20 protein-coding genes are annotated in these 21,520 nt (G+C 69.0%); 8 read left to right on the top strand and 12 right to left on the bottom strand.

All coding sequences use genetic code 11. From position 1 onward, the window contains the following. Positions 1-56 precede the first annotated feature (56 nt). Positions 57-3,617, bottom strand: coding sequence for a transcription-repair coupling factor (mfd, locus tag OG349_RS22230; RefSeq protein WP_327236277.1), 3,561 nt, complete (start codon positions 3,615-3,617; stop codon positions 57-59). Positions 3,618-3,838: 221 nt separating this feature from the next. Between mfd and OG349_RS22225 the strand changes: the two genes are divergently transcribed. Continuing rightward, positions 3,839-4,015 carry a hypothetical protein gene (locus tag OG349_RS22225; protein ID WP_327236276.1) on the top strand — a complete coding sequence of 59 codons (177 nt, stop codon included), beginning with the start codon at positions 3,839-3,841 and terminating at the stop codon, positions 4,013-4,015. Positions 4,016-4,024: 9 nt separating this feature from the next. Here OG349_RS22225 and OG349_RS22220 read toward each other — a convergent pair whose 3' ends face one another. The 3 genes from OG349_RS22220 to OG349_RS22210 are packed head-to-tail and all read right to left on the bottom strand — an operon-like array spanning position 4,025 to position 5,642. Continuing rightward, positions 4,025-4,879 carry a helix-turn-helix domain-containing protein gene (locus OG349_RS22220; RefSeq protein ID WP_327236275.1) on the bottom strand — a complete coding sequence of 285 codons (855 nt, stop codon included), beginning with the start codon at positions 4,877-4,879 and terminating at the stop codon, positions 4,025-4,027. A 21-nt stretch (positions 4,880-4,900) separates the two neighbouring features. Further along, on the bottom strand, positions 4,901-5,416 hold the full coding sequence (locus tag OG349_RS22215; protein WP_327236274.1) for a DUF6879 family protein: 516 nt from the start codon (positions 5,414-5,416) through the stop codon (positions 4,901-4,903). Then, positions 5,388-5,642, bottom strand: coding sequence for a hypothetical protein (locus OG349_RS22210; RefSeq protein WP_327236273.1), 255 nt, complete (start codon positions 5,640-5,642; stop codon positions 5,388-5,390). Before OG349_RS22210 ends, OG349_RS22215 begins: the two co-directional genes overlap by 29 nt. A gap of 303 nt (positions 5,643-5,945) precedes the next feature. Between OG349_RS22210 and OG349_RS22205 the strand changes: the two genes are divergently transcribed. Then, a complete protein-coding gene (locus OG349_RS22205; protein WP_327236272.1) occupies positions 5,946-7,112 on the top strand; it encodes a methyltransferase domain-containing protein in 1,167 nt (388 codons plus the stop codon). Positions 7,113-8,212: 1,100 nt separating this feature from the next. Here OG349_RS22205 and OG349_RS22200 read toward each other — a convergent pair. Both OG349_RS22200 and OG349_RS22195 read right to left on the bottom strand, forming a co-directional pair. Further along, positions 8,213-8,425, bottom strand: coding sequence for a DUF397 domain-containing protein (locus OG349_RS22200; protein WP_327236271.1), 213 nt, complete (start codon positions 8,423-8,425; stop codon positions 8,213-8,215). A gap of 15 nt (positions 8,426-8,440) precedes the next feature. Continuing rightward, positions 8,441-9,295, bottom strand: a complete 855-nt coding sequence (locus OG349_RS22195; RefSeq protein ID WP_327236270.1) for a helix-turn-helix domain-containing protein — start codon at positions 9,293-9,295, stop codon at positions 8,441-8,443. Between the two features lie 144 nt (positions 9,296-9,439). Here OG349_RS22195 and OG349_RS22190 point away from each other — a divergent pair, with 144 nt between their 5' ends. Further along, positions 9,440-9,778 carry a hypothetical protein gene (locus tag OG349_RS22190; RefSeq protein ID WP_327236269.1) on the top strand — a complete coding sequence of 113 codons (339 nt, stop codon included), beginning with the start codon at positions 9,440-9,442 and terminating at the stop codon, positions 9,776-9,778. Between the two features lie 136 nt (positions 9,779-9,914). Here the strand turns inward: OG349_RS22190 and tgmC are convergent, their stop codons facing one another. From tgmC to tgmA, 3 genes are read right to left on the bottom strand one after another with little or no spacing between them, the layout of a single operon-like run. Then, complete coding sequence (gene tgmC / locus OG349_RS22185; protein ID WP_327236268.1) at positions 9,915-11,060, bottom strand: ATP-grasp peptide maturase system methyltransferase; 1,146 nt, start codon at positions 11,058-11,060, stop codon at positions 9,915-9,917. After that, positions 11,057-12,043 carry an ATP-grasp ribosomal peptide maturase gene (gene tgmB / locus OG349_RS22180; protein ID WP_327236267.1) on the bottom strand — a complete coding sequence of 329 codons (987 nt, stop codon included), beginning with the start codon at positions 12,041-12,043 and terminating at the stop codon, positions 11,057-11,059. Before tgmB ends, tgmC begins: the two co-directional genes overlap by 4 nt. Next, positions 12,043-12,300 (bottom strand): putative ATP-grasp-modified RiPP, encoded by a 258-nt coding sequence (tgmA, locus tag OG349_RS22175; protein ID WP_327236266.1) that lies wholly within the window; start codon positions 12,298-12,300, stop codon positions 12,043-12,045. The genes tgmB and tgmA overlap by 1 nt, the downstream gene beginning before the upstream one ends. Before the next feature lie 147 nt (positions 12,301-12,447). Here tgmA and OG349_RS22170 point away from each other — a divergent pair, with 147 nt between their 5' ends. The 3 genes from OG349_RS22170 to OG349_RS22160 are packed head-to-tail and all read left to right on the top strand — an operon-like array spanning position 12,448 to position 14,001. Further along, a complete protein-coding gene (locus OG349_RS22170; RefSeq protein WP_327236265.1) occupies positions 12,448-12,651 on the top strand; it encodes a hypothetical protein in 204 nt (67 codons plus the stop codon). After that, the gene (locus OG349_RS22165; RefSeq protein ID WP_327236264.1) at positions 12,651-13,172 is read left to right on the top strand and encodes a DUF6879 family protein; all 522 of its coding nucleotides are present in this window, start codon (positions 12,651-12,653) and stop codon (positions 13,170-13,172) included. The genes OG349_RS22170 and OG349_RS22165 overlap by 1 nt, the downstream gene beginning before the upstream one ends. A gap of 4 nt (positions 13,173-13,176) precedes the next feature. Then, a complete protein-coding gene (locus OG349_RS22160; RefSeq protein ID WP_327236263.1) occupies positions 13,177-14,001 on the top strand; it encodes a helix-turn-helix domain-containing protein in 825 nt (274 codons plus the stop codon). 126 nt (positions 14,002-14,127) lie between these two features. On the opposite strand, the gene OG349_RS22155 is transcribed toward OG349_RS22160, so the two are convergent. Both OG349_RS22155 and OG349_RS22150 read right to left on the bottom strand, forming a co-directional pair. Further along, a complete protein-coding gene (locus tag OG349_RS22155) occupies positions 14,128-16,734 on the bottom strand; it encodes an ABC transporter permease (RefSeq protein WP_327236262.1) in 2,607 nt (868 codons plus the stop codon). Then, positions 16,731-17,519: an ABC transporter ATP-binding protein gene (locus OG349_RS22150; RefSeq protein WP_327236261.1), complete on the bottom strand. Its 789-nt coding sequence runs from the start codon at positions 17,517-17,519 to the stop codon at positions 16,731-16,733. Before OG349_RS22150 ends, OG349_RS22155 begins: the two co-directional genes overlap by 4 nt. A 370-nt stretch (positions 17,520-17,889) precedes the next feature. On the opposite strand from OG349_RS22150, the gene OG349_RS22145 reads away from it, so the two are divergent. Beyond that, positions 17,890-19,503, top strand: coding sequence for an MFS transporter (locus OG349_RS22145; protein WP_442806288.1), 1,614 nt, complete (start codon positions 17,890-17,892; stop codon positions 19,501-19,503). Positions 19,504-19,631: 128 nt separating this feature from the next. Here the strand turns inward: OG349_RS22145 and OG349_RS22140 are convergent, their stop codons facing one another. Further along, positions 19,632-20,462, bottom strand: a complete 831-nt coding sequence (locus tag OG349_RS22140) for an SDR family NAD(P)-dependent oxidoreductase (RefSeq protein WP_327236260.1) — start codon at positions 20,460-20,462, stop codon at positions 19,632-19,634. A gap of 64 nt (positions 20,463-20,526) precedes the next feature. Here OG349_RS22140 and OG349_RS22135 point away from each other — a divergent pair, with 64 nt between their 5' ends. Continuing rightward, positions 20,527-21,261 carry a TetR/AcrR family transcriptional regulator gene (locus tag OG349_RS22135; RefSeq protein WP_327236259.1) on the top strand — a complete coding sequence of 245 codons (735 nt, stop codon included), beginning with the start codon at positions 20,527-20,529 and terminating at the stop codon, positions 21,259-21,261. The last annotated feature ends 259 nt before the right edge of the window (positions 21,262-21,520 follow it).

Raw genomic sequence — 21,520 nt, 5'->3', positions numbered from 1 at the left:
CCCCTACTGAGGCCCGGCGTTCCGGGCCTCAGCGGGTGGAAAGGACGGCGGCGTCCTCAGGACCCCAGGATCGTCGCCAGGAACTCCCCGGTCCACGACAGCAGTTCGCGTCCCACCACCGGCTTCCCGCCGATCTTCCCCGCCGTCGGACGCGGCACCAGGATCTGGTGCGCCGCCGGCTTGATGACCGTACGGGGATGCAGCCGCTTGAGGCGCAGTTCCTGCGACTCCCTCAACTCCACCGGCGCGAAGCGGATGTTGGGGCCCTGGAGCACGATCTCCCCCACCCCGCACGCCCGCGCCAGCATGCGCAGGCCCGCCACCAGCAGCAGGTTCTCCACCGGCTCGGGCAGCTTGCCGTAGCGGTCGGTCAGCTCCTCGCGTACCGCCGTGATGTCCGCCTCGGTGGTGGCGGAGGCGATGGCGCGGTACGCCTGGAGGCGCAGCCGCTCGCCCGGCGCGTACTCGTGCGGGACGTGCGCGTCGACCGGCAGCTCGATCTTGACTTCCAGCGGCGCTGCCTCCTCCACCGTGCCGTCCACGGCGGCGCGGTAGTCCGCGACCGCCTCGCCGACCATGCGCACGTACAGGTCGAAGCCGACGCCCGCGATGTGGCCGGACTGTTCGCCGCCGAGCAGGTTGCCCGCGCCGCGGATCTCCAGGTCCTTCATGGCCACGTACATGCCGGCGCCCATCTCGGTGTGCTGGGCGATCGTCGCGAGCCGTTCGTGCGCGGTCTCGGTCAGAGGCTTCTCGGGCGGGTAGAGGAAGTAGGCGTACCCGCGGTCGCGCCCACGGCCCACCCGGCCGCGCAGCTGGTGGAGTTGGGACAGGCCGAAGTTGTCGCCACGCTCCACGATCAGGGTGTTGGCGTTCGAGATGTCGATGCCGGACTCGACGATCGTCGTGGAGACCAGCACGTCGAACTTCTTCTCCCAGAAGTCAACCACGACCTGTTCCAGCGCGCTCTCGCCCATCTGCCCGTGCGCCGTGGCGATCCGCGCCTCGGGGACGATCTCGCGCAGCCGGGCCGCGGCCCTGTCGATCGACTCCACCCGGTTGTGGATGTAGAACACCTGGCCCTCGCGCAGGAGTTCACGGCGGACCGCCGCGCCGATCTGCTTCTGCTCGTACGGGCCCACGAAGGTCAGCACCGGGTGGCGCTCCTCCGGCGGGGTGGTGATGGTCGACATCTCGCGGATGCCGGTGACGGCCATTTCGAGCGTACGGGGGATGGGCGTCGCGGACATCGTGAGGACGTCGACGTTGGCGCGGAGCTTCTTGAGCTGCTCCTTGTGCTCGACGCCGAAGCGCTGTTCCTCGTCCACGATGACCAGGCCGAGGTCCTTGAACTTCGTCTCGGACGAGAACAGCCGGTGCGTACCGATGACGATGTCGACCGCGCCTTCCCGCAGCCCCTGGAGCGTCGCCTTGGCCTCGGCGTCCGACTGGAAGCGGGAGAGGGCCTTCACCGAGACGGGGAACTGCGCGTACCGCTCGGAGAACGTACCGAAGTGCTGCTGCACCAGCAGCGTGGTCGGTACGAGCACCGCGACCTGCTTGCCGTCCTGGACGGCCTTGAAGGCGGCCCGTACGGCGATCTCCGTCTTGCCGTACCCGACGTCGCCGCAGACCAGCCGGTCCATCGGGACCGTCTTCTCCATGTCCTCCTTGACCTCGGCGATCGTGGAGAGCTGGTCGGGCGTCTCCACGTACGGGAAGGCGTCCTCCAGCTCGCGCTGCCAGGGGGTGTCGGGGCCGAAGGCGTGGCCGGGGGCCGCCATGCGCGCCGAGTAGAGCTTGATCAGGTCGGCGGCGATCTCCTTGACGGCCTTCTTCGCGCGCTGCTTGGTCTTCGTCCAGTCGGCGCCGCCGAGGCGGTGCAGCGTGGGGGCCTCGCCGCCGACGTACTTGGTCACCTGCTCCAGCTGGTCGGTCGGGATGTACAGCCGGTCGCCGGGCTGCCCGCGCTTGGCGGCGGCGTACTCGACCAGCAGGTACTCGCGGGTCGCGCCCTGGACCGTACGCTGCACCATTTCCACGTACCGTCCCACGCCGTGCTGTTCGTGGACGATGAAGTCGCCCGCCTCCAGCGTGAGGGGGTCGATGGTCTTGCGGCGCTTGGTGGGCAGGCGCTGGCCGTCCTTGCCGGCGGCCTTCTGGCCGGAGAGGTCGGTCTCGGTGAGGACGACGAGCTTGAGCGCGGGATCGACGAATCCCCAGTCGATGGAGCCGCGGGCGACGTGCACCACGTTCGGCGAGATGTCCACGAGGCCGCGGCCGTTCCCGGCCTCGGGGGTGTCGAGGCGGGCCGCGATGCCCTCCCCGCCCAGCACCTCGACCGTACGGGCAGCGGTGCCCTGGCCCTCCGTGACGTACACCGTGCGCCACCCGTCGGCCAGCCAGCCCTTGGTGTCGGCGAGGGCGCGGGAGGTGTCGCCGCGGTACGACTCCGGCGCGCGCATCCCGAGCCTGATCGTCTCCGCCGAGACGTCGTCGGCCTCGGAGTCTGCCGCGAACGGGGACACGGACCACCACATCATGCCCAGCTCACGGGCCCGGTCGCGGACGTCCGCGATGCCCCGGAGCGAGGCCGCGCCCACGTCGATGGGGGCCTTCCCGCCCTCGGCGCTGGCGGCCCAGGACGCCTGGAGGAATTCCTGGCTGGTGGCGACGAGGTCGGCGGCCCTGGTCCGTACCCGCTCCGGTTCGCACACCAACGCCATGGATCCCTCGGGCAGGACGTCGAGCAGCAGCTCCATGTCGTCCACCAGCACGGGGGCCAGGGACTCCATGCCCTCGACGGCGATCCCCTCGGCGATCTTGCCGAGCAGTTCGCCCAGCTCGGGGTGGACCTCGGCGAGCGCGGCGGCCCGCTCCCGTACCTGCGGGGTCAGCAGCAGCTCACGGCAGGGCGGCGCCCACAGCCCGTGCTCGGCGACCTCCAGCGAACGCTGGTCGGCGACCTTGAAGTAACGGATCTCCTCGACGTCGTCGCCCCAGAACTCCACCCGCAGGGGGTGCTCCTCGGTGGGCGGGAACACGTCGAGGATCCCCCCGCGTACGGCGAACTCACCGCGCTTCTCGACCAGCTCCACGCGGGCGTAGGCGGCTGCGGCGAGGGCCTCGGTGACCTCGTTCAGATCGGCGCTCTGCCCGCTCTTGAGCGCGACGGGCTCCAGCTCGCCCAACCCTTTGACCTGCGGCTGAAGGACGGACCGAATGGGCGACACCACCACACTGACCGGCCCGGCGGACGGATCGTCCTTGGCAGGGTGGGCGAGGCGGCGCAGGACGGCGATGCGCCGGCCGACGGTGTCGGACCGGGGCGAGAGCCGCTCGTGCGGCAGCGTCTCCCAGGACGGGTACTCCACGACGGTGTCCGGATCCAGCAGCGTCCGCAGCGCCGCCGCCAGATCCTCGGCCTCCCGCCCGGTCGCCGTCACGGCCAGCACCGGTCGCCCCGACTCCCGCGCCAGGGCGGCGACGGCGAAGGGCCGCGCGGCGGGCGGCCCGACCAGGTCGACGTGCATACGGTGACCGTCGGCGGCGGCCTTCACCGCTTCGGCGAGCGCCGGGTCCTTGATGACGGCGTCGAGCAGACCGTGCAGGCTCATGAAGGGTGGTTTCCGTCCAGATCCGTTGAGCGGGGCTGCCGCGGTGCGGCTGAGGGGACAACGCGAAGGGCCCGACACGTCGCACGGGCCGGGGTGCTCCCAGGGTACGTCGCCGGGAGAGACGGGGGGGACGGGGCGGTGGCCCCCGAGAGACCGCTCGGACGGCCGAGGAATAGCCACCACCGTCCGAAGGTTCCCGTTCCAACGAAGGAGGCGTCGACATGCCCGATGCGAAGACCCCCCAGGACCAGGCCGAAGCAACCCGCCACACCCGCTTCGGCACACTGCCGGAGCGCATCCGCCTGGAGGACACGGTCCAGGCCGTCCCGGCGACGCCCCCGGACCCGTCGAGGGACTCGTACAACCACGACGAGTGGTTGACGCGTAACGCCCTGTAGCGGGTGTGCTCAGGCTCTGCGAAGACGTTCCGCAGCGTCAGAGATCAGCTTCCGCGCAGACTCTCCTCGTACGGAGTGCCGTGCGAGGAGGTCGAACGCTCTGGCGTACAGATCGACCTGACTCGGCTGGGTCAAGGTCACGGCGGCGTCCAGTGTGTCGGCGTGCACGCGTTCGGCGTCGAACACGGTGAAGGTCGGCAAGGGCCACATGGTGCGTACGGCCGAGAACGGAATCACGCCCAGGTTGACATGGGGGCGGGCCGTGAACGACAAGAGGTGGTCGAGCTGGGCGGACATCGTCCTGTCGTCGCCGATGCGGTACCGGAGAACGGATTCCTCCATCACGAGGAAGAACTGACGCCGGTCTTCATGTACGACTCTGTTGCGCCTCAGCCTCGCCGCGACAGCTTCCTCCACGTCGTGCCGGGTGCCTCGGAAGGACGCAATGGAAGTGAGCAGCGCGGTCGCGTAATCCGGCGTCTGTAGAAAGCCAGGCACTACGTCGGAGCAGTACGCACGGAATCGCGCCGTACGTTCGTAGAGTGGCGCGCCCGCCTCCTGAAGGTTTCGTAGACCGGAGCGTTGAAGCCGCCGCCACTCCACATTCGCCTCGGTGGACTGCCTGTTGGCCGCGACCAGGTCCTCCGACCGGTCGGCGGCATGACAGGCCACGCACCAGCTTCGGATGTCCGCATCCGACGGCTGCGTACGGGCGTTCTCGATCCGCGATGTCTTCGACTCGGACCACGCGCACCTGACGGCCAGTTCACGCCCCGAGATCCCAACGTCGAGCCGCAGATCGCGCAGGCGTGCCGCGAGCGCCTCGCGGGCCTGGCGGGCGGTGGCGGAGGGGTGCTGGGGCATGGTGGCGAGCCGGCCGTTCGTTCAGATCACGAAGTCCTCGTGCGGGATGGCACGTTCCCACACCCTCTCGAAGGCCGCCACACAGAGCGCCATCATGGCGGGGGCGTCGGTGAGTTCATCCTCGACCACCTCCCCGTCGCCGGAGAAGTGGTGCACGCGGAGCATGGACTCGTCGAAGGCCCAGAAGTCGTTGGCAGGCAGCGGGATTCCGTTGGCCAGCCGACGTGGCAGCCAGCGCACTTCCTCCCCCGCCATGACATTGCCGCGCGTGACGTAGTGCTCCCAGCGGATGTATTCGCTCACCGGCTCGGAGATGATGCGCGCGCGACGGATCATTACGCCCCGAGCCACGCTGTTGGCGATCAACTGGTCGTACGGGTGCCACCACGACCCCTGATCGGCCCAGTTGATCCGCTCCCCTCGCCTCCACGCGTCGAATCGCTCCGTGGGTGCGTAGCTGTCCCGCATCTCCAGGTGCAATGCGGACATCCGGCACTGACCCAGCAGTTCACCGAAGCTCGGCGCGTTCGACGGCATCGCACGCCTCTCTGATCATGGGAACCATACGGGCGGGAATCCTGATAATCGCCTCGCTGTCCGGCACGGGTCCGTTCGCCGGGCTGGTCGCGTCACACTCCGCTGCTGTCGCGGGGTCGGGCTTCCAGCCCTGCAAAAGGATTTCACGTGCCTCGGGGTCCACCCACACCGTAGGACAGTGATCACGATCGGTGTCAGGATCGATTCCGATGAACTTCAGGGACATCCTCAGCCTTCGACTGTCTGTGCGCTTGGCTCCCCTCGCCTTTTGAAGTTAAGCCGAAGACGCGCCAATGCGAACGCTGAGCAGGCGATTTGGTGTGCAAGCTGATGCAAGGTGGTGGAAGAGGGGACGGCGGCGACGTCATCCTGAAACAGCGTCACAGGACGCTGACGAAGGAGGCGCACCATGGCCAAACACGAGAAGCCACCACCGCAGCCCGGGCAGGGCACACCGCCGCCGGGGAACTCGGACGGGCAGGTGCCGAAAGCACCTGAGCCCGACGGCAAGCACAAGAAGTAGGAACGCGTGGACTCATGGGATGAGTGGCGTCGCGGCCTGGCGGCGGAGATGGACCTGCGTGGCGACTGGCCCGACCGGTCTCCTTGGATCCGCTCGGCTGTCGACGCCGCGCCACGGCACCTCTTCGCACCGGACCGGCTGTGGCATTGGGACGATTGTGCGTACGTGCCGGTGGACCGGGACAGCGACCCCGAGGGGTGGGCGGCGGAGGTGTACGGGAATCCGGACGACGCCGCTGTCACCCAGGTCACCGACGGGCTCCCTTCCTCCAGCCTCTCGTGCGAGGCGGTGGTGGTCGACATGCTGGACTCGCTCCTGCTGGAACCGGGCCACCGGGTTCTGGAACTGGGCACCGGCACGGGCCGGAACGCCGCGTTGCTCGCGTGGCGGGCGGGGGACGAGTCGGTGACCAGCGTCGAGGTGGATCCAGACTTGGCGGTAGGGGCACGGGAGCGCCTTGGCGCGGCGGGACGCTCGGGTGACCGGGTGCGGGTCGTGGTGGGTGACGGCGGCACGGGGTGGCCGGCGGGGGCACCGTACGACCGGGTGATGGCCACGTACGCGGTCGACCGGATCCCGTGGGCGTGGGTGGCCCAGACCAGACCGGGCGGCAGGATCGTGACCCCGTGGGGCCGGCTGGGACACGTCGCGCTGACGGTGGCGGAGGATGGCAAGTCGGCGACGGGTTGGGTGCAGGGACTGGCCCAGTTCATGTCCGCGAGGGGAACCGCCGGTCCGGCGCGGACCTTCAGCCAGGTACGCGGAACCGCCCCCGCCGAGGCCGAACGCTCGATGACCAGAAACCTGGAACCGCTGCGGGACAACGCCCATCTACGGTTCGCGTTGAGGGTCGCCCTGCCGGACGTCCGAATCACCACAGCGGAGGACGAAGACGGCCTGAACGCGTGGCTGCACGACGAGGGTGGGGTCGGGTCCTGGGCAACACTGTCAGCCGTGGGCAGTGGCGGTGACGACGACAACAGCACGGTGGTACATCAGGCCGGACCGCGCCGGTTGGCCGACGAGTTGGAGGAGGCGTGGGACGCATGGATCGCCATGGCCAGCCCCAACCTGTACGACTACGGCATGACGGTGGAGCCCGACGGCCAGTATGTGTGGTGCGGAGACGCGGCAACGGGCCCGAGGTGGCAATCGGTTCAGACCGAGGAGTAGTCGGGGGCACCCGGGTTGTCTGGTTCGGGTGGGGCCGCCCCTGTTGTTGATTGTCGCGGGGCCGGGCCGGGCGTCAAGGGCGCTCCTTCGTCGCGTCGGCTTCGCCGATTCCACTTCGTTCCACCCTTGACACCCACCCCGGCCCCGCTAGGAAAGGCGGAGGGGGGCGGCCCGGGGGAAGGTCCCCCGGGGGGCAGTCTGTTGTCGGGGTTTCGTCGCGGACCGCGCCTCTCGGCGGGGATTTTCGCACCACTTGAATGGGGCAGTCGGTCTCGGCCCGGCGGCTGACGACCGCCTGTTGGCGGGCGCGCAAGCACCGTGTCTGAGCTGAGTGGATGGTGGGGCGGAGGTGGCGGGGAGAGGCGGCCGGTCCGGCCTGTTTCGGTGGGTGGTGTGCTCTGAGAGCCCGTTAACGCAACACACGACGCAAGATCGGGGATGAAGGGCTCTCAGGAGCCCTCAAGGATAGGGCAAATGAGGCATTTCACCTGCCGGGGCTGGGCCCACCACCCGGCCGCCAGCCACCGGCCCGCACACAGAGGTCAAACCGCAGCCGAGTGAGTGGGATGGGCGGCCGCCCGGCCCGTTTCGGTGGGGTGTGTGCCACCAGAGCCCCTTAACGAAACATAGGACGCACGACCGGCCACGAGAGGCCTCCAGCGGACCCCAAAGGCCAAGCAAATGCGGCATATCGGCCACCAGGGCGGATGGGAACCCTGCCCGACCCCGCAGCCGACCACGGATCTCAGACACGGTGCCTGCACACCCGCCAACAGGCGGTGGTTGGCCGCCGAGACGGCTCGCCACCGCCCCATTCAAGTGGTGCGAAAAACCCCGCCGAAAGCCGAGGCCCGCGACGAAACAGGAAGCACAAACTAGCCCCCGGGGAACCTTCCCCCGGGCCGCCCCCCTCTGCCTTCCCTTGCGGCTTCGGGGCGGGGGTCAAGGGTGACCGCAGGTCATCGCGCAGCGACGCGACGCAGGAGCGCCCTTGACGCCCGCCCCGAAACCGCGACACTCAACCGCAAGGGGCGGCCCCACCCGCCTCACTCGATGCCGGGCACCCCGACTACCCCTCGGCCCGAACCCGAGCACTGCAACTACCCGTCGCCTTCAACCTCGGCGAAGTGGTCAAACTCGCCTGCTTTGATACCCAGGATGAAGGCGCGGAGCTTCTCCGGGGTGGTGGTGACGATCATGTCCGGGTCGTCGCTCTCGTGGAGCTTGACCGTCCCATCGTCGGCCGCAGCGATGTGGAGACAGTTGGCTGCCTCGCCACTGAACGACGACTTCTGCCAGTCGAGGGCGGACACGATGGTTCCCCTTCCTTACATGTCTCCTGCGATCCTGCGAATCAGATCCCGGGACTTCGCTGGTTTGAGGCTACAGCCCTCCATGCGGTCCAGAACGGTCCGGTACTTCACCAACTGCGGTTGGGCGTCAAGAAACGCCGAGCCATGGTCCGTGTCGAGTTGGACCGTGTCCAGAGCCGGGACCTTTCCTGCGATGTAGTGAATTCCCTGTCCGGAGCTCGGGAAGGTGCCTCCACCGAAGGGGATCACCAAGATGGTGATGTGCTCGCGCTCGCTCATGTCGAGGAGAGCCTCCAACTGGGAGCGCGCAGTCTCCGGTCCGCCGAAACCCATGCGCAGTGCGGCCTCATGGATGATCGCGGTCAACGGCGTCGGGCTGTCCCCGTAGAGAACCACCTGCCGCTTGATTCGGTACGAGACCCGGTGTTCAACCTCATGCGGCGCCAGTGACGGCACCACGTCACCAATGATGGCGTGGGCATGGGCTCTTGTCTGGAGCAGACCAGGCAGATGAATCACCGAAGCCGTACGCATCGCGCTGGCGTGGTGTTCAAGTTCGGCCAGATCAATCGTGTCCGGCGGAAGCATGTCCCGGTACTCGTCCCACCAGCCGCGCGTCCGTCCACCGGTCATCGCCGCAAGAGCCTCGATCAGCGGTTCATCCGTGCAGGTGTAACTACGCGCCATGGCCCGGACCCGGTCCGCCCCCACCGAGTACCGTCCCGCTTCGATGCTGCTCATGCGAGGTTGAGATGTGCCGTGCAGTGCGCCGGCCTCAGTCGTGGACAGATCGGCCTGCTCGCGCAGTCTGCGCAGTTCAGTACCCAAGCGGCGCTGGCGTACCGTCGGCGGCACAACTTTTGACGGCATGAGTCTCCCCTCTCTTTCGAGTGCATCACGTTGACTCAACGGCATACATGCCATCACTCGGCTACATTGTGAACCACGTCACGGCAGTTGACCAACTCCCGTGCCTATCACCCCGCCCCGCCCTTCTCCCGACAGGGGAATCCCATGACCGTATCGCCGCAGAACCCCGCCCCGGACCCGTTCGACTTCGAGCGGGAGTTGTACGAACTCGTGCGCGACACCGCGCCCCGCCTGTTCGCCGTCGTTGTCGAGTCGGGGATCGGTACGGAGGACCGGGACGCCGTTGTCATCGCCTGGGGGCTCGCGTACGAGGACGGGAAAGCTGAGGTCACCCAGGTCGGCGGCGGGCGGCGCTGGCGGCTGGAGGCGGCGGATCACGTGATGCGGTTTGTCGGGCGGTCGGAGGGGTGTGCGCCCCGGCTGGTCTGGCTCGCCCCCGCAGGCGACAACGGCCAAGGACAAGAGCAGGAGCAGGCCGCCTGAACACCGCACAGAACGCACAAGTCCGGCCCCGGTGGGCGTTGGAGGACGCCCACCGGGACCGGAGGCCCGTACGTTATCGCGGCCGTGCCGACCCGCTGCCACCGCGCCGCTCGGCCCACCACCGCCACCGATCCGCTCAGGTGGGCAGTTGCCATCCCGGGCCGTCCGGAGCTTCGAGCCACACCGTCTGAACTTCGTCAGTGACCGTCATTCCGAAGGCGGTCTGAGCCGGTGATCCAGCGGCCTGCCACGTCGCCAGTGCCTCCTCCACCCGGTCCCACAGCCGAAGCGGCCCGCTCTGGTGGACGGTCCATCCCTTCCCCGCACCCTCGGGCTCGGTCCACGCCTGCGAGCCGGTCGCCACGTCCACCAGGACCACATCGTCGCCCTTGGTGACGAACTCAGCCGACGGTGCGGCTAGTTGAGCAACGAAGCGGCCGGTCCAGTCTTGGAAGAGGCCGGGATCGACACGGCAGGCACGGACGTCACCCACCCGCCGGATCAACATCGGCCGAGGCGGGCGTTCATGGGGTCGGGCGAGCATGAACGAGACCTCGTCTCCGGTGAATCGACCACTGGCGGCACCGTCGCCACCGAGGCTCAGACGGATGAGTCCTGAACCTGTCATCCAGCCCCCGAGCGCGCCGGTGATGGTGCCACCGTCCCGGACCTGCCACAGCCAGGACGGCGGGATGTGCCGTACGGCACAGGTGGCGACAACGGCGTCGTAGTCGCCTCCCTCGTAGTACCCCTGGAGCCCGTCCCCTGTGACCAGGGTCGGCGAAAAGCCAACCGTCGACAGATGCTCGGCCGCGCTCCGCCCCAGGCCCGGGTCGTACTCGATCGACGTGACGTTGGCCGCTCCCAGCCGGTGACAGAGGATGGCGGTCGAGTACCCGGTCCCCGTTCCGACTTCCAGTACCTTGTCCCCTTCCTTCACGCCGGCCACTTCGAGCATCCGCACGACCAGGGACGGGAGGGTCGAGGACGACGTGGGTCTCCCCGCCACGGGGTCGGAGGCATCGGCCGCGTCGGTCCCGTCAACCTGAGTCACCCAGGTGGTGTCGGCATGAGCGAGCCCGAGCCACTCCTTCTCGCCGACACCGTGGCGGCGGACCGGTTCCCACAGCGGGCCGGCCGGCCGGTACACATCCGTACCGAGAAAGACGTCACGAGGTACGGCTTCCACCGCCGCACGCCACGCGGGGTCGGTGAGCGAGCCGATGTCCGCCATGCGAGCGGCGAGGTCACGGCGGAGGCTCGCCGTGTCGTCAGTGGTCATGCCGACTCCCTGGTCAGAGAAGTCCCCTGATACTGGAGCTGATCGGCGAGCGCCACGGCGATCTGCCGGGTGAGCGGATCGGGGAACCACGCCCACTGACCGTTGGGGTTGCATTCGTACATCCACCAGAGCCCGGTGCGGTCGAGGCCGAAATCGAAGGCGGCGAAGACCAGTCCGAAGGCGTCCAGATAGCTCCGTACAGCCTTGGCCACACGCGGCGGTGTCTCGATCAGCGTGTACGACAGAGCATCGTAGTCCCGGCGCCAGTCCAGCCGAGGCGCGCCGTCGACGCGCACCGCGAAGGCCTTCTCGCCGACGACGGTGAGCCGGACGTCGGCCACCTTGTCCACGCGGTGCTGGAACAGATGAACTGTCCGCGCCACGCCCGGGGTGATGTCCGCCGGTTCCACCTCGTCGACCCAAACGGTGAGCGCTCGGCCGCCACCCCCGAGGTAGTCCGTGTTGCGCACAGGCTTGTACACGACGGGCCCGCACTGTGTGGCGAACTCCCTTGCGTGTTCTGCGTCGTTGGTCATCAGTGTCGGAGGTACGTCCAGCCCGCACCGCGCGGCGGTGACGAGCTGGGCCGGCTTGTACTCCGCGTCGCGATTCCGCCAGGGGTGATTCACGTAGTGCGCGCCCGGCAGCGCCCCGAGGATGCCACCGAGCCCGTACTGGGCCTGACCACGACACCAGTCACCGTCCTGTTCGCTCAGGCCTTCCGGAGCGGCGTAGACGCCGGGACGGCGCCAGTAGACGGAGCGGACCCCACCGAGTTCGACCGTGCGGGTCGAGGTACGCAGGCTGCCGTGCAGTCCTCGTCCGAGGAGCGCGTCGACCGTGACCGTGCCGGGGAAGTCGGCGGGGTTCAGACGTACGACCGGGACGGCCCTCTCGTTCAACTCCTCGATGACCAGGTCGGCAGTGACATCATCCGCCCGGCTGACGACGAGGACGGGCGCCTCCCCACTCTCGACGCCCATCAGTCGCTGTCCCCGCTCTGGTCGCTTCCTTCGTCCGGAGTGCCGTCCAGGCTGGTTCTCGGCTTGGTCTCCGACGAGGTTTCCGACCTCTTGTGCTTGCTCATCAGCGTCACGGGCACCATGCTCCCGTCGTCGTCGCACCACACCCCTGTCTGTGTCACCGGATCGAGTACGACAGTGGCAGGCGCGTCACGGGGGCCGGCCGGAAACGGCCGCATGCGGGTCAGACCCCAAGGTGCTGCGGACTCATCGATCATTGCTACCTCCTCGGTCGACAGAACCGTAGGGACGCGGCGGAATGCCGTGCCAGAAGGTTGCGGAAAGTTGCAGATTGACGACCCGCACACCTTCCGTAAGGATGCCGTTACTGCATGTTTCCGCAACCCTCTTCCTAGGAGGCGGAGTTGTTACTCACCCTTGTAGCCAAGGACCCGGATTCGGAACCCAGCGGCTCACCGACGCTTTATCGCACCGACCGCGAATCCTGGGTCGTGCAGGGCTGGGTGGTCACCGATCCCGACGCGCTGGCCGCCATGGACATCCCGGAAGGCGAGACGTGCGTCGAGATCCCCGACCGGATGATCCCGTTCTTCCGGCAGCGGCAGTGATGCGCCCCGCCGACCACGACGAACTGAATCGGCTGTGCAAAGGCGTCAAGAAGTCGTTCGTCCATCTGGAAACCCGGGATTCCTATGGAACCGAAGTCGAACTGCCGCACATGGCCACGTGGCGCCGCGGAGAGCCCGACGACTTCGCCTGGCTGGGCTGGTGGCTCGAGATGCTGCGGGGGCACCGGGCCGCCGGGCGGACGTGCCGCCGGGCCCGTGTGGTGTCCGAGCCCGTCAGCGATTACCAGCGGTGGACGATGAGCCACGTCGGCCTGTTCACCGACGCCGGTGAGGACATCCGCTACGTCGCCCGGCCGCGACTGGCGACGGTGCCGCTGCCGGGCAGTGGGGACTTCTACGTATTCGACGACGAACTCGTCCTGTTCCTCCACTACACCGGGAACGGAACCAATTTGTCGTTCGAGATCACCGAGGACGACCGGACCGTACGAACCTGTCGAGAGGCATTCGAATCCGTCTGGGCCTTGGCGGCGCCGCTCCATGCCTACCGATCCGAGTAGCCCCGTGGCCGAGGCACGCAAAGACCTTGGCGCCCGGCTGCGAGACATCCGGAAGTCGGCCGGTCTCACCGGCCAGGCCGTCGCGGATGCCACAGGACAACACGTCACACGAATCAGCCGGGTGGAGAACGGTGGCCAGACGCCCACCGAACGCAACATCCGGGACTGGTGCGCCGCATGCGGCGCCGAGGATCAGATTCCCGAACTGGTCGCGACGGCACGCTCCGTGGAGTCCGCCTATGTGGAATGGGCACGGCAATCCCGGGCAGGGCTGCGGCGTCTCGGTGATCTGCACACTGTGGCCACCTACCGGAAGACGTCGGTCTTCCGCATTCACGAACCCGTCGTCATGCCCGGCATCTTCCAGACGGAGACGTACATCAGGCACATGCTCGCCTTCTGGTACGAGTTCCTCGACTCCCCGGACGACGCCGATGCCACCGTGGCCATGAAAGCCGAACGTACCGCCGCCGCCATGACGCCGGGCAAACGCATCCTCGTGGTCCTCGGCGAACAGGCGCTGCGCACACGCCGCGGTACGCCGTCCGACCAGGCTGACCAATTGGCCCACCTGTTGTCGCTCATGCGCCTGCCGTTCGTGTCCGTCGGCATCATCCCGGCCGACGCCCGGCGACGAGCCGTCGGGACCACCGGTTTCTGGATCTTCGACGAGAACGCCGTGGCACTCGAGACACCCACAGCGGCGATCAAGGTCACCAGACCGAAGGAAATCGCCCTCTACGCCGCGATGTTCGAACGACTGCAACGTGAATCCGTCTACGGGCACGAGGCACGGCAGCTGGTTGCCAAGACTCTGGCGAGTATGTGAGACGCCCTCCGCCTCCGCCCGCCGGGAGACACCCGCTGAATGGCCCGGCCGCTGTCGTCGCCCCACGTACCGGGCCCTGGTAGGCATCCGTGATGCCTACCAGGGCCCGTCTGTCGTCGAGAAGGGTCAGTCGCTCGCGATCGCGTTCAGTACGTTCATCCGGCCCGCCCTGAACGCCGGGACCAGGGCTGCGAACAGGCCCACGAAAGCCGAGGCCACGAAGACGCCCGCTATCGTCGGCCAGGGGATTTCCAGGACCCCCAGGCCCTCCAGCGCCAGCAGCTTCTGGGCCGCCGTGCCCCAGCCGAGGCCGAGGCCCAGGCCCAGCAGCGCGCCGAAGACCGCGATCACCACCGACTCCAGGCGGATCATGCGCCGCAGTTGGCGCCGCGAGAGGCCGATCGCGCGCAGGAGGCCGATCTCGCGGGTGCGTTCCACCACCGACAGGGCCAGGGTGTTCACCACGCCCAGCACCGCGACCACGATCGCCAGGCCCAGCAGGCCGTACACGATGTTGAGCAGCTGGCTGATCTGGTCCTTGAGGTCCTGCTTGAAGTCGGTCTGGTTCTGCACCTTGTACTGCGGGTACTCCGCGAGCGACTTCTTGAGGGCCTCGTACGCCTCCTTCTCCTTGCCGTCCTGCGCCGCCGCGAACATGATCATGTTCTTGGGCATCTTGTCGGCCGGCACGTACTTCTCCGCCGTCGCGAGGTTGGTGTACATCGCGCCCTTGTCGATGTTCGTGTCGTCCGACGTGATCGCCGCGACCTTGAGCCGAGCCGTCTCACCGGCCTTGAACGCGACCTTGATCGTGTCGCCGACCTTGACGCCGTGCCGCTCGGCGAAGGCGTCCCCGACCGACATGGCGTCCTTGCCGTACGCCCCCGCCAGCTCCCCCGACACCGTCTCCCGGCGCAGGTCCTGCGCGTACGTCGGGTCGGCGGCGACCACTCCTTCGTCCTCCGCCTTGCCGTCCGGCGTGGTCAGCTTGGCGTCGACCATCCGGTACTGGGTGACGTGTTCGATGCCGGGCGTACGCTCCAGCGCGGCCTGCGCCTTCGGCACGATCGGTGTGTTCGGTACGGAGGGCTGGATGATGAAGTCCGCGCCCACCGACTTGTCCAGCTCGTCGGTGGCCGAGGCGACCATCGAGGAGCCGACCACCGAGAGGCACGCCACCAGCGCGAGGCCGATCATCAGCGCGGCGCCCGTGGCTCCCGTACGGCGGGGATTACGCAGCGCGTTGCGCTCCGCCAGCCGCCCGACCGGGCCGAACACCCGGAGCAGCACCGCGCTGAGCACCCGTACCAGACCACCTGCGAGCAGCGGGCCGATCACCACAAAACCGATCAGCGTGAAGACCACGCCCACCCCGAGGAACAGCGAACCCTCCGCCGCCTCGTCGGCGCGGGTCGCCACGACGAGCGACAGAGCGCCCGCCGCTGTGAGCAGCAGCCCGAGGACGGCCCTGAGCAGGCCGGCCCGTCCGTCCGCGGGGGTCCCGGCGTCGCGCAGCGCGGCCATCGGGGAGATCCGCGCGGCCCGCCGGGCCGGGATGTACGCGGCCACGACCGTGACCACCACACCCAGCACGAGCCCGATCGCCGGAGTCGTCCACTTCACGGTCAGGTCGCCGGTGGACAGTTCCAGGCCGGTGGCCGACATCAGCTTCATCAGCCCGACGGCCAGGCCCACCCCGGCCGCCACCCCGGCGACCGACCCGAACACCCCGAGCAGTACGGCCTCGAAGAGCACCGAGCGGTTGATCTGCTTGCGGCTGGAGCCGAGCGCCCGCATCAGGCCGATTTCCCGGGTGCGCTGGGCGACCAGCATCGAGAAGGTGTTGACGATGAGGAAGATGCCGACGAGGAAGGCGATCCCGGCGAAGCCGAGCATCGCGTACTTCATCACGTCCAGGAAGGACCCGACGTCCGAACGGTTCGCGTCGGCGGCCTCCTTCTGCGTCTGGAGCTTGTACGGCCCCGCTGTCCCGGCCGTCCCCGCCGTCCCCGCTCCCAGCGCCGCCGCCACGTCCTGCTTGAGCTCCGTGTCGCTGACGCCCGCGTCGGCGGTGACGTACAACTGGGTGAACAGTCCCGGGGCGCCGAGCAGTTCACGCTGGGCGGTCGCGGTGTCCAGGTAGAGGACCGTCGCGCCCGGGTTGGTCACCTTGAAGGCGGCGATGCCGGTGATCTTCTTGGGGAAGGTGCCCGTGACGGCGATCGCGCGCAGCTCGTCACCGATCTTGATGTGGTGCTTGTCGGCGGTGTCGGCGTCGATCATCGCCTCCGTGGGACCACGCGGCGCGTGGCCGGAGGTGATCTCCATCGAACGCAGGTCGTTGCGGGTCCAGTTGCCGACGAACGTCGGCGCGCCGGTCGTGGCACCCACGTTCTTGTTCTCCGCGTTGACGACGGTCACGCTCTGGCTGCTGACCGCGCCCTCGACGGACTTCACCCCGGCCACCGCGCCCACCCGCGCGACGGTGGAAGCGGGCAGGGTCTCGGGCTTGCCCGTGCCGGGCTGGCCGCCTTCGCCACCGGAGGACTTGGGGCTCACCGTCACGTCGGGCGAGCTGACGGCGAAGAGCTTGTCGAACGTCGTGTTCATCGTGTCCGTGAAGACGAGCGTGCCGGAGACGAACGCCACCGACAGCAGGACCGCGACGGCCGACAGCGCCATCCGCCCCTTGTGCGCGAAGAAGTTGCGCATCGAGGTCTTGACCACGGTCACGACGTCCGCCCCCGCGCGTCGAAGTCCTTCATGCGGTCCAGTACGGCCTCGGCGGTCGGGCGGAACATCTCGTCCACGATCCGGCCGTCCGCGAGGTACAGCACGCGGTCCGCGTAGGACGCGGCGACCGGGTCGTGCGTGACCATCACGATCGTCTGGCCCAGGTCGTCCACCGACCGGCGCAGGAAGCCCAGCACCTCGGCGCCGGCCCGCGAGTCCAGGTTCCCGGTCGGCTCGTCGCCGAAGATGATCTCGGGGCGGGCGGCGAGTGCCCTGGCCACCGCGACCCGCTGCTGCTGACCGCCGGACAGCTGCGTCGGCCGGTGCTTGAGCCGGTCGGCGAGGCCCACCGTCTCCACCACCTTCCGGAGCCACTCGGCGTCCGGCTTGCGGCCGGCGATGTCCATCGGCAGCGTGATGTTCTCCAGCGCGTTGAGCGTCGGCAGGAGGTTGAACGCCTGGAAGATGAAGCCGATCCGGTCCCGGCGCAGCTGCGTCAGGCGCTTGTCCTTGAGCTTCGTTATCTCGGTCTCGTCGAGGTAGATCTCCCCCGAGGTCACCGTGTCGAGCCCGGCGAGGCAGTGCATCAGCGTCGACTTGCCCGAGCCCGAAGGGCCCATGATCGCCGTGAACTCCCCCCGGGCGACGTCCACATCGACGTGGTCGAGCGCCACGACGCGGGTCTCGCCCGCCCCGTACGCCTTGACGACCTGCCGCGCTCGCGCCGCGACGGCCGTACGCTCTCCAGTGCCCCCGTGCCTGGGGATGGTTGCAGCCGTTGTCACGGTCATTCTCCTAAGTCAGTCGTTCCCCTCGTCGCGGTCGGCGCGACGGGGTCCCGGGATGTGCTCTGAGTCTGTCGGCCGACGCCCGCGCGCACCCTGGTGCGCGGCGGTGTCTTGGCCAGGGGGTTTTCCCCACCCCCCGGGTGCGGTCGCCCCCCGTACCGGCGGCCGCGGTTGCCGTACGTACAAGCTAAGGACCACGGCGCTCTCCACGCGTCCTCCACCGGAAGGACAGGCCCCTGGCCGGAAGTAAGGAGGAGCCCCTAGGGGACTCGCTCCGTGGCCGGTGGCGGGGCCGCGCCCTGCCACCGGGGGGCCGGTGGGTGAGAGGGTGTCCCCGACGCACATACGTGCATAGGGAAGGGATCTTGTGAGCAGCGGCGGCACCGAGGACACGGAAGACACCAAGGACGCCGGGGACGCCCACGACACCGAGGCGATAACCGAAGCCGCTCCCGCCACTCCCCGCGGGCGCGGCCCCGTCGTCGCGGCGCTGATGCTCGGCATGGCGCTGGCGGCGCTGGACGGCACGATCGTCGCGACCGCCGTCCCGCAGATCGTCGGCGACCTCGGCGGATTCTCCGTCTTCTCCTGGCTGTTCTCCGGCTATCTGCTCGCCGTGACGGTCACCCTGCCCGTGTACGGGAAACTCTCCGACACGCTCGGCCGCAAGCCCGTCCTGATCGCCGGCATCATCATCTTCCTCATCGGCTCACTGCTCTGCGCGAGCGCCTGGAACATGGCCGCCCTCATCGCGTTCCGCGTCGTCCAGGGCCTCGGCGGCGGCGCGCTCCAGGGCACGGTGCAGACCATCGCGGCCGACCTCTACCCCCTCAAGGAACGCCCCAAGATCCAGGCCAGGCTGTCCACCGTCTGGGCGACGTCGTCGGTCGCGGGACCGCTGGTCGGCGGGTTGTTCGCGGGGTACGTGGACTGGCGGTGGATCTTCATCGTCAACCTGCCCGTGGGGGCGGTGGCGCTCTGGCTGATCGTCCGCCACCTGCACGAACCGGCCAGGCCCGCCGCCGGGCCGCGCCCCCGCGTCGACTGGGCGGGCGCGCTCGCGGTCTTCGCCACCGCGACGCTGCTGCTCACCGCGCTGGTCCAGGGCGGGGTGGCGTGGCCGTGGGTCTCCGTACCCTCCCTGGGGCTGCTCGCGGGCTCCGTGGCACTGGCCTGCCTGACCGTCGTGATCGAGCGCAGGGCGGCGGACCCGATCATTCCGGGGTGGGTGTGGAAGCGCCGTACGATCGCGGCGGTCAATCTGGCGCTCGGCGCGCTGGGGCTGCTGATCGTCGCGCCGACGCTCTTCGTACCCACGTACGCGCAGTCCGTCCTCGGGCTCGGGCCGATCGCGGCGGGCTTCGTCCTGTCCGCGATGACGCTGAGCTGGCCGGTGAGCGCGGCACTCTCGAACCGTGTGTACAACCGGATCGGATTCCGCAGGACCGCGCTCGTCGGGATGTCGGTCGCGCTCGCGGTCCTGCTGGCGTTCCCGCTGCTCCCCTTTCCCGGGGAGGCGTGGCAGCCGGCGCTGATCATGCTGGTCCTCGGGGCGGGGTTGGGGCTCTTCCAACTCCCCCTGATCATCGGGGTCCAGTCCTCGGTGGGCTGGGCGGAGCGGGGTACGGCGACCGCGTCGATCCTCTTCAACCGCCAGATCGGTCAGAGCGTGGGGGCGGCGGTGTTCGGGGCGGTGGCGAACGGCGTCCTGGCGTCGCGGCTGGCGGCGGGGGCGGGCGCGGGTTCGGGTTCGGGGGCGGGTTCCGGGGCGGGGCCGGGGTTGCCCGGAGACCTGGACGCGGTCTCCACCGCGCTGAGCCACCCCGGGTCGCTGAGCGCGTCGTCGGAGGAGTACCTGCGGCGGGCGGTGGACGCGGCGGTGGACCACGTGTTCGTGGGGGCGGCGGGGGCGGCGGTGCTGTGTGTTCTGGTGCTGCTGTTCGTGGCGCCGCGCGTGTTCCCGGTGCTGCCGGACGAGTAGGCGGTGTCCCGCAGTGTCTCGCGGTGTCCCGCGGTGTCCCGCGGTGTCTCGCGGCGATACGGCCAACTCGTCCTGAGCCGGGTCTGTACGCGGCATGTCGGGCCGGCGCCGGGCGCCGGTGGGGTGGCTCAGTCGAAGTCCACCGAACGGCCCAGCTCCGCCCACCGCTGGTCGCCGGCCACCAGCGCGGCCATGTTGGCCGCGTTCATGTCCACGGCGGCTTTGCCGAGCACGAGGTGCAGCGGGGGCTCGTCCATCTCCGCCACCTGGAGGAACACCCGCCCGATCTTGGCGGGGTCGACCGGTTCCTTGCCCCGCAGGCCACGGAGGTGGTCGGCTATCGCGCCGACTGTGGGCGCGTACGCCTCTCCGTACGGGGCGATCTTCATGGACGGGCCCGACCAGTTGGTACGCATGAGGCCGGGCTCGGCGAGGGTGACCTTGATGCCCAGGGGGCCCAGCTCGTCGTTGAGCACACCGGAGAAGCCCTCCATCGCGAACTTGGCGCTCTGGTACGCGGACACACCGGGGGCGGTGCCGCGCCCGCCGATCGAGGCGACCTGGATGAAGTGACCGGAGCCCTGCTTCCGGAAGACGGGGACGGCGGCCTTGGACACGTGGACGGTGCCGAAGAAGACCGTCTCCACCTGGGCCCGGAAGTTGTCCAGGGTGATGTCCTCGAAGGGGATCATGTCGGCGTACCCCGCGTTGTTCACGACCACGTCGAGGCGGCCGAACGTGTCCACCGCCGCGCGCACGGCCTCCTCGGCCTGGCCGAAGTCGGTCACGTCGAGCCGCTGGAGCAGGACCTGGTCGCCGTACTTGTCGGCCAGGTCACGCAGGACGTCGGGGTTCCGCGCGGTGGCCACGACGTTCTGGCCGGCGGCGAGGACTTCCTCGGCGACCGCCCTGCCGAGGCCTTGAGAGCTGCCGGTGATGAGCCAGGTCTTTGTGTTCACGCCTCCGAAGTTAACGCAACGGCGTTCCGATAACAAGAGAACGCTGTTGTGTTAACTTTGGGGTATGAATGGCCAGCTCCCTGCCTTCCAGCGCGCCCGCAGCCCCGAGAACAAGGAACTGCGAGCGGCATCGATCATGGAAGCGGCCCGGGTCCTGGGGCTGCGCAAGGGCGTACGGGAGGTCACGCTCACGGACATCGCGGCCGAGGCGGGCATCAACAAATCGGCGGTCCTGCGCTACTTCGAAACGCGCGAGGAGATCTACCTCCGGCTGACGGCGGAGGGCTGGACGCGGTGGGCGGGAGCGGTGGGGGAGCGGTTGGCGGGGGCGGGGGTGGGGGTGGGGGTGGATGCGGGCGCGGGCGCGGCGGTGGGTACGGGCGCGGCGGTGGGTACGGTGGCCGGCCTGGCGGACGTGCTGTCCAGGACCCTGGTCGATCAGCCCCTGTTCTGCGACCTTCTCGCCCATGCCGCGCTGAACCTGGAACGCAACGTCTCCCGCGAGGCGGTCCTGTCGTTCAAGCTGACCGCTTTGGCCGCCCTCGACGAACTCGCCGCGATGGCGACGCGCTTCCTGCCGTCACTGGGACCTGTGGCGGCAAAGAGACTGATCGGCGGCGCAAGCGTCCACGCGGCGGCGCTGTGGCAGTTCTCCCACCCCCCGCAAACCCTCGCGGACCTTTACGCGGAACACCCGGAACTGGGCCACGTGGTGGTCGACTTCGCCCCGAGACTCACCGCGATCACGCTGGCGCTCGCGGTGGGCTTGATGGAGGTGCGGGGGGTGGATGGGTTGTAGGCGGTGGCGGTGGTTGTGTAGTTGCGGTGCTGCCCAGTGCCCGGGTTCGGGCCGAGGGGTAGTCGGGGGTGGCCAGCACCCAACAAGGCGGGTGGGGCCGCCCCTTGCGGTTGAGTGTCGCGGTTTCGGGCCGGGCGTCAAGGGCGCTCCTGCGTCGCGTCGGCTTCGCCGATTACGCTGCGCTCCACCCTTGACCCCCGCCCCGAAACCGCAAGGGAAGGCTGGGGGGGCGGCCCGGGGGAAGGGTCCCCGGGGGCCA

The sequence above is a fragment of the Streptomyces sp. NBC_01317 genome (assembly GCF_035961655.1).
In the GTDB taxonomy this organism is placed as follows: domain Bacteria; phylum Actinomycetota; class Actinomycetes; order Streptomycetales; family Streptomycetaceae; genus Streptomyces.
This window is presented reverse-complemented; position numbering and strand designations above follow the sequence as displayed.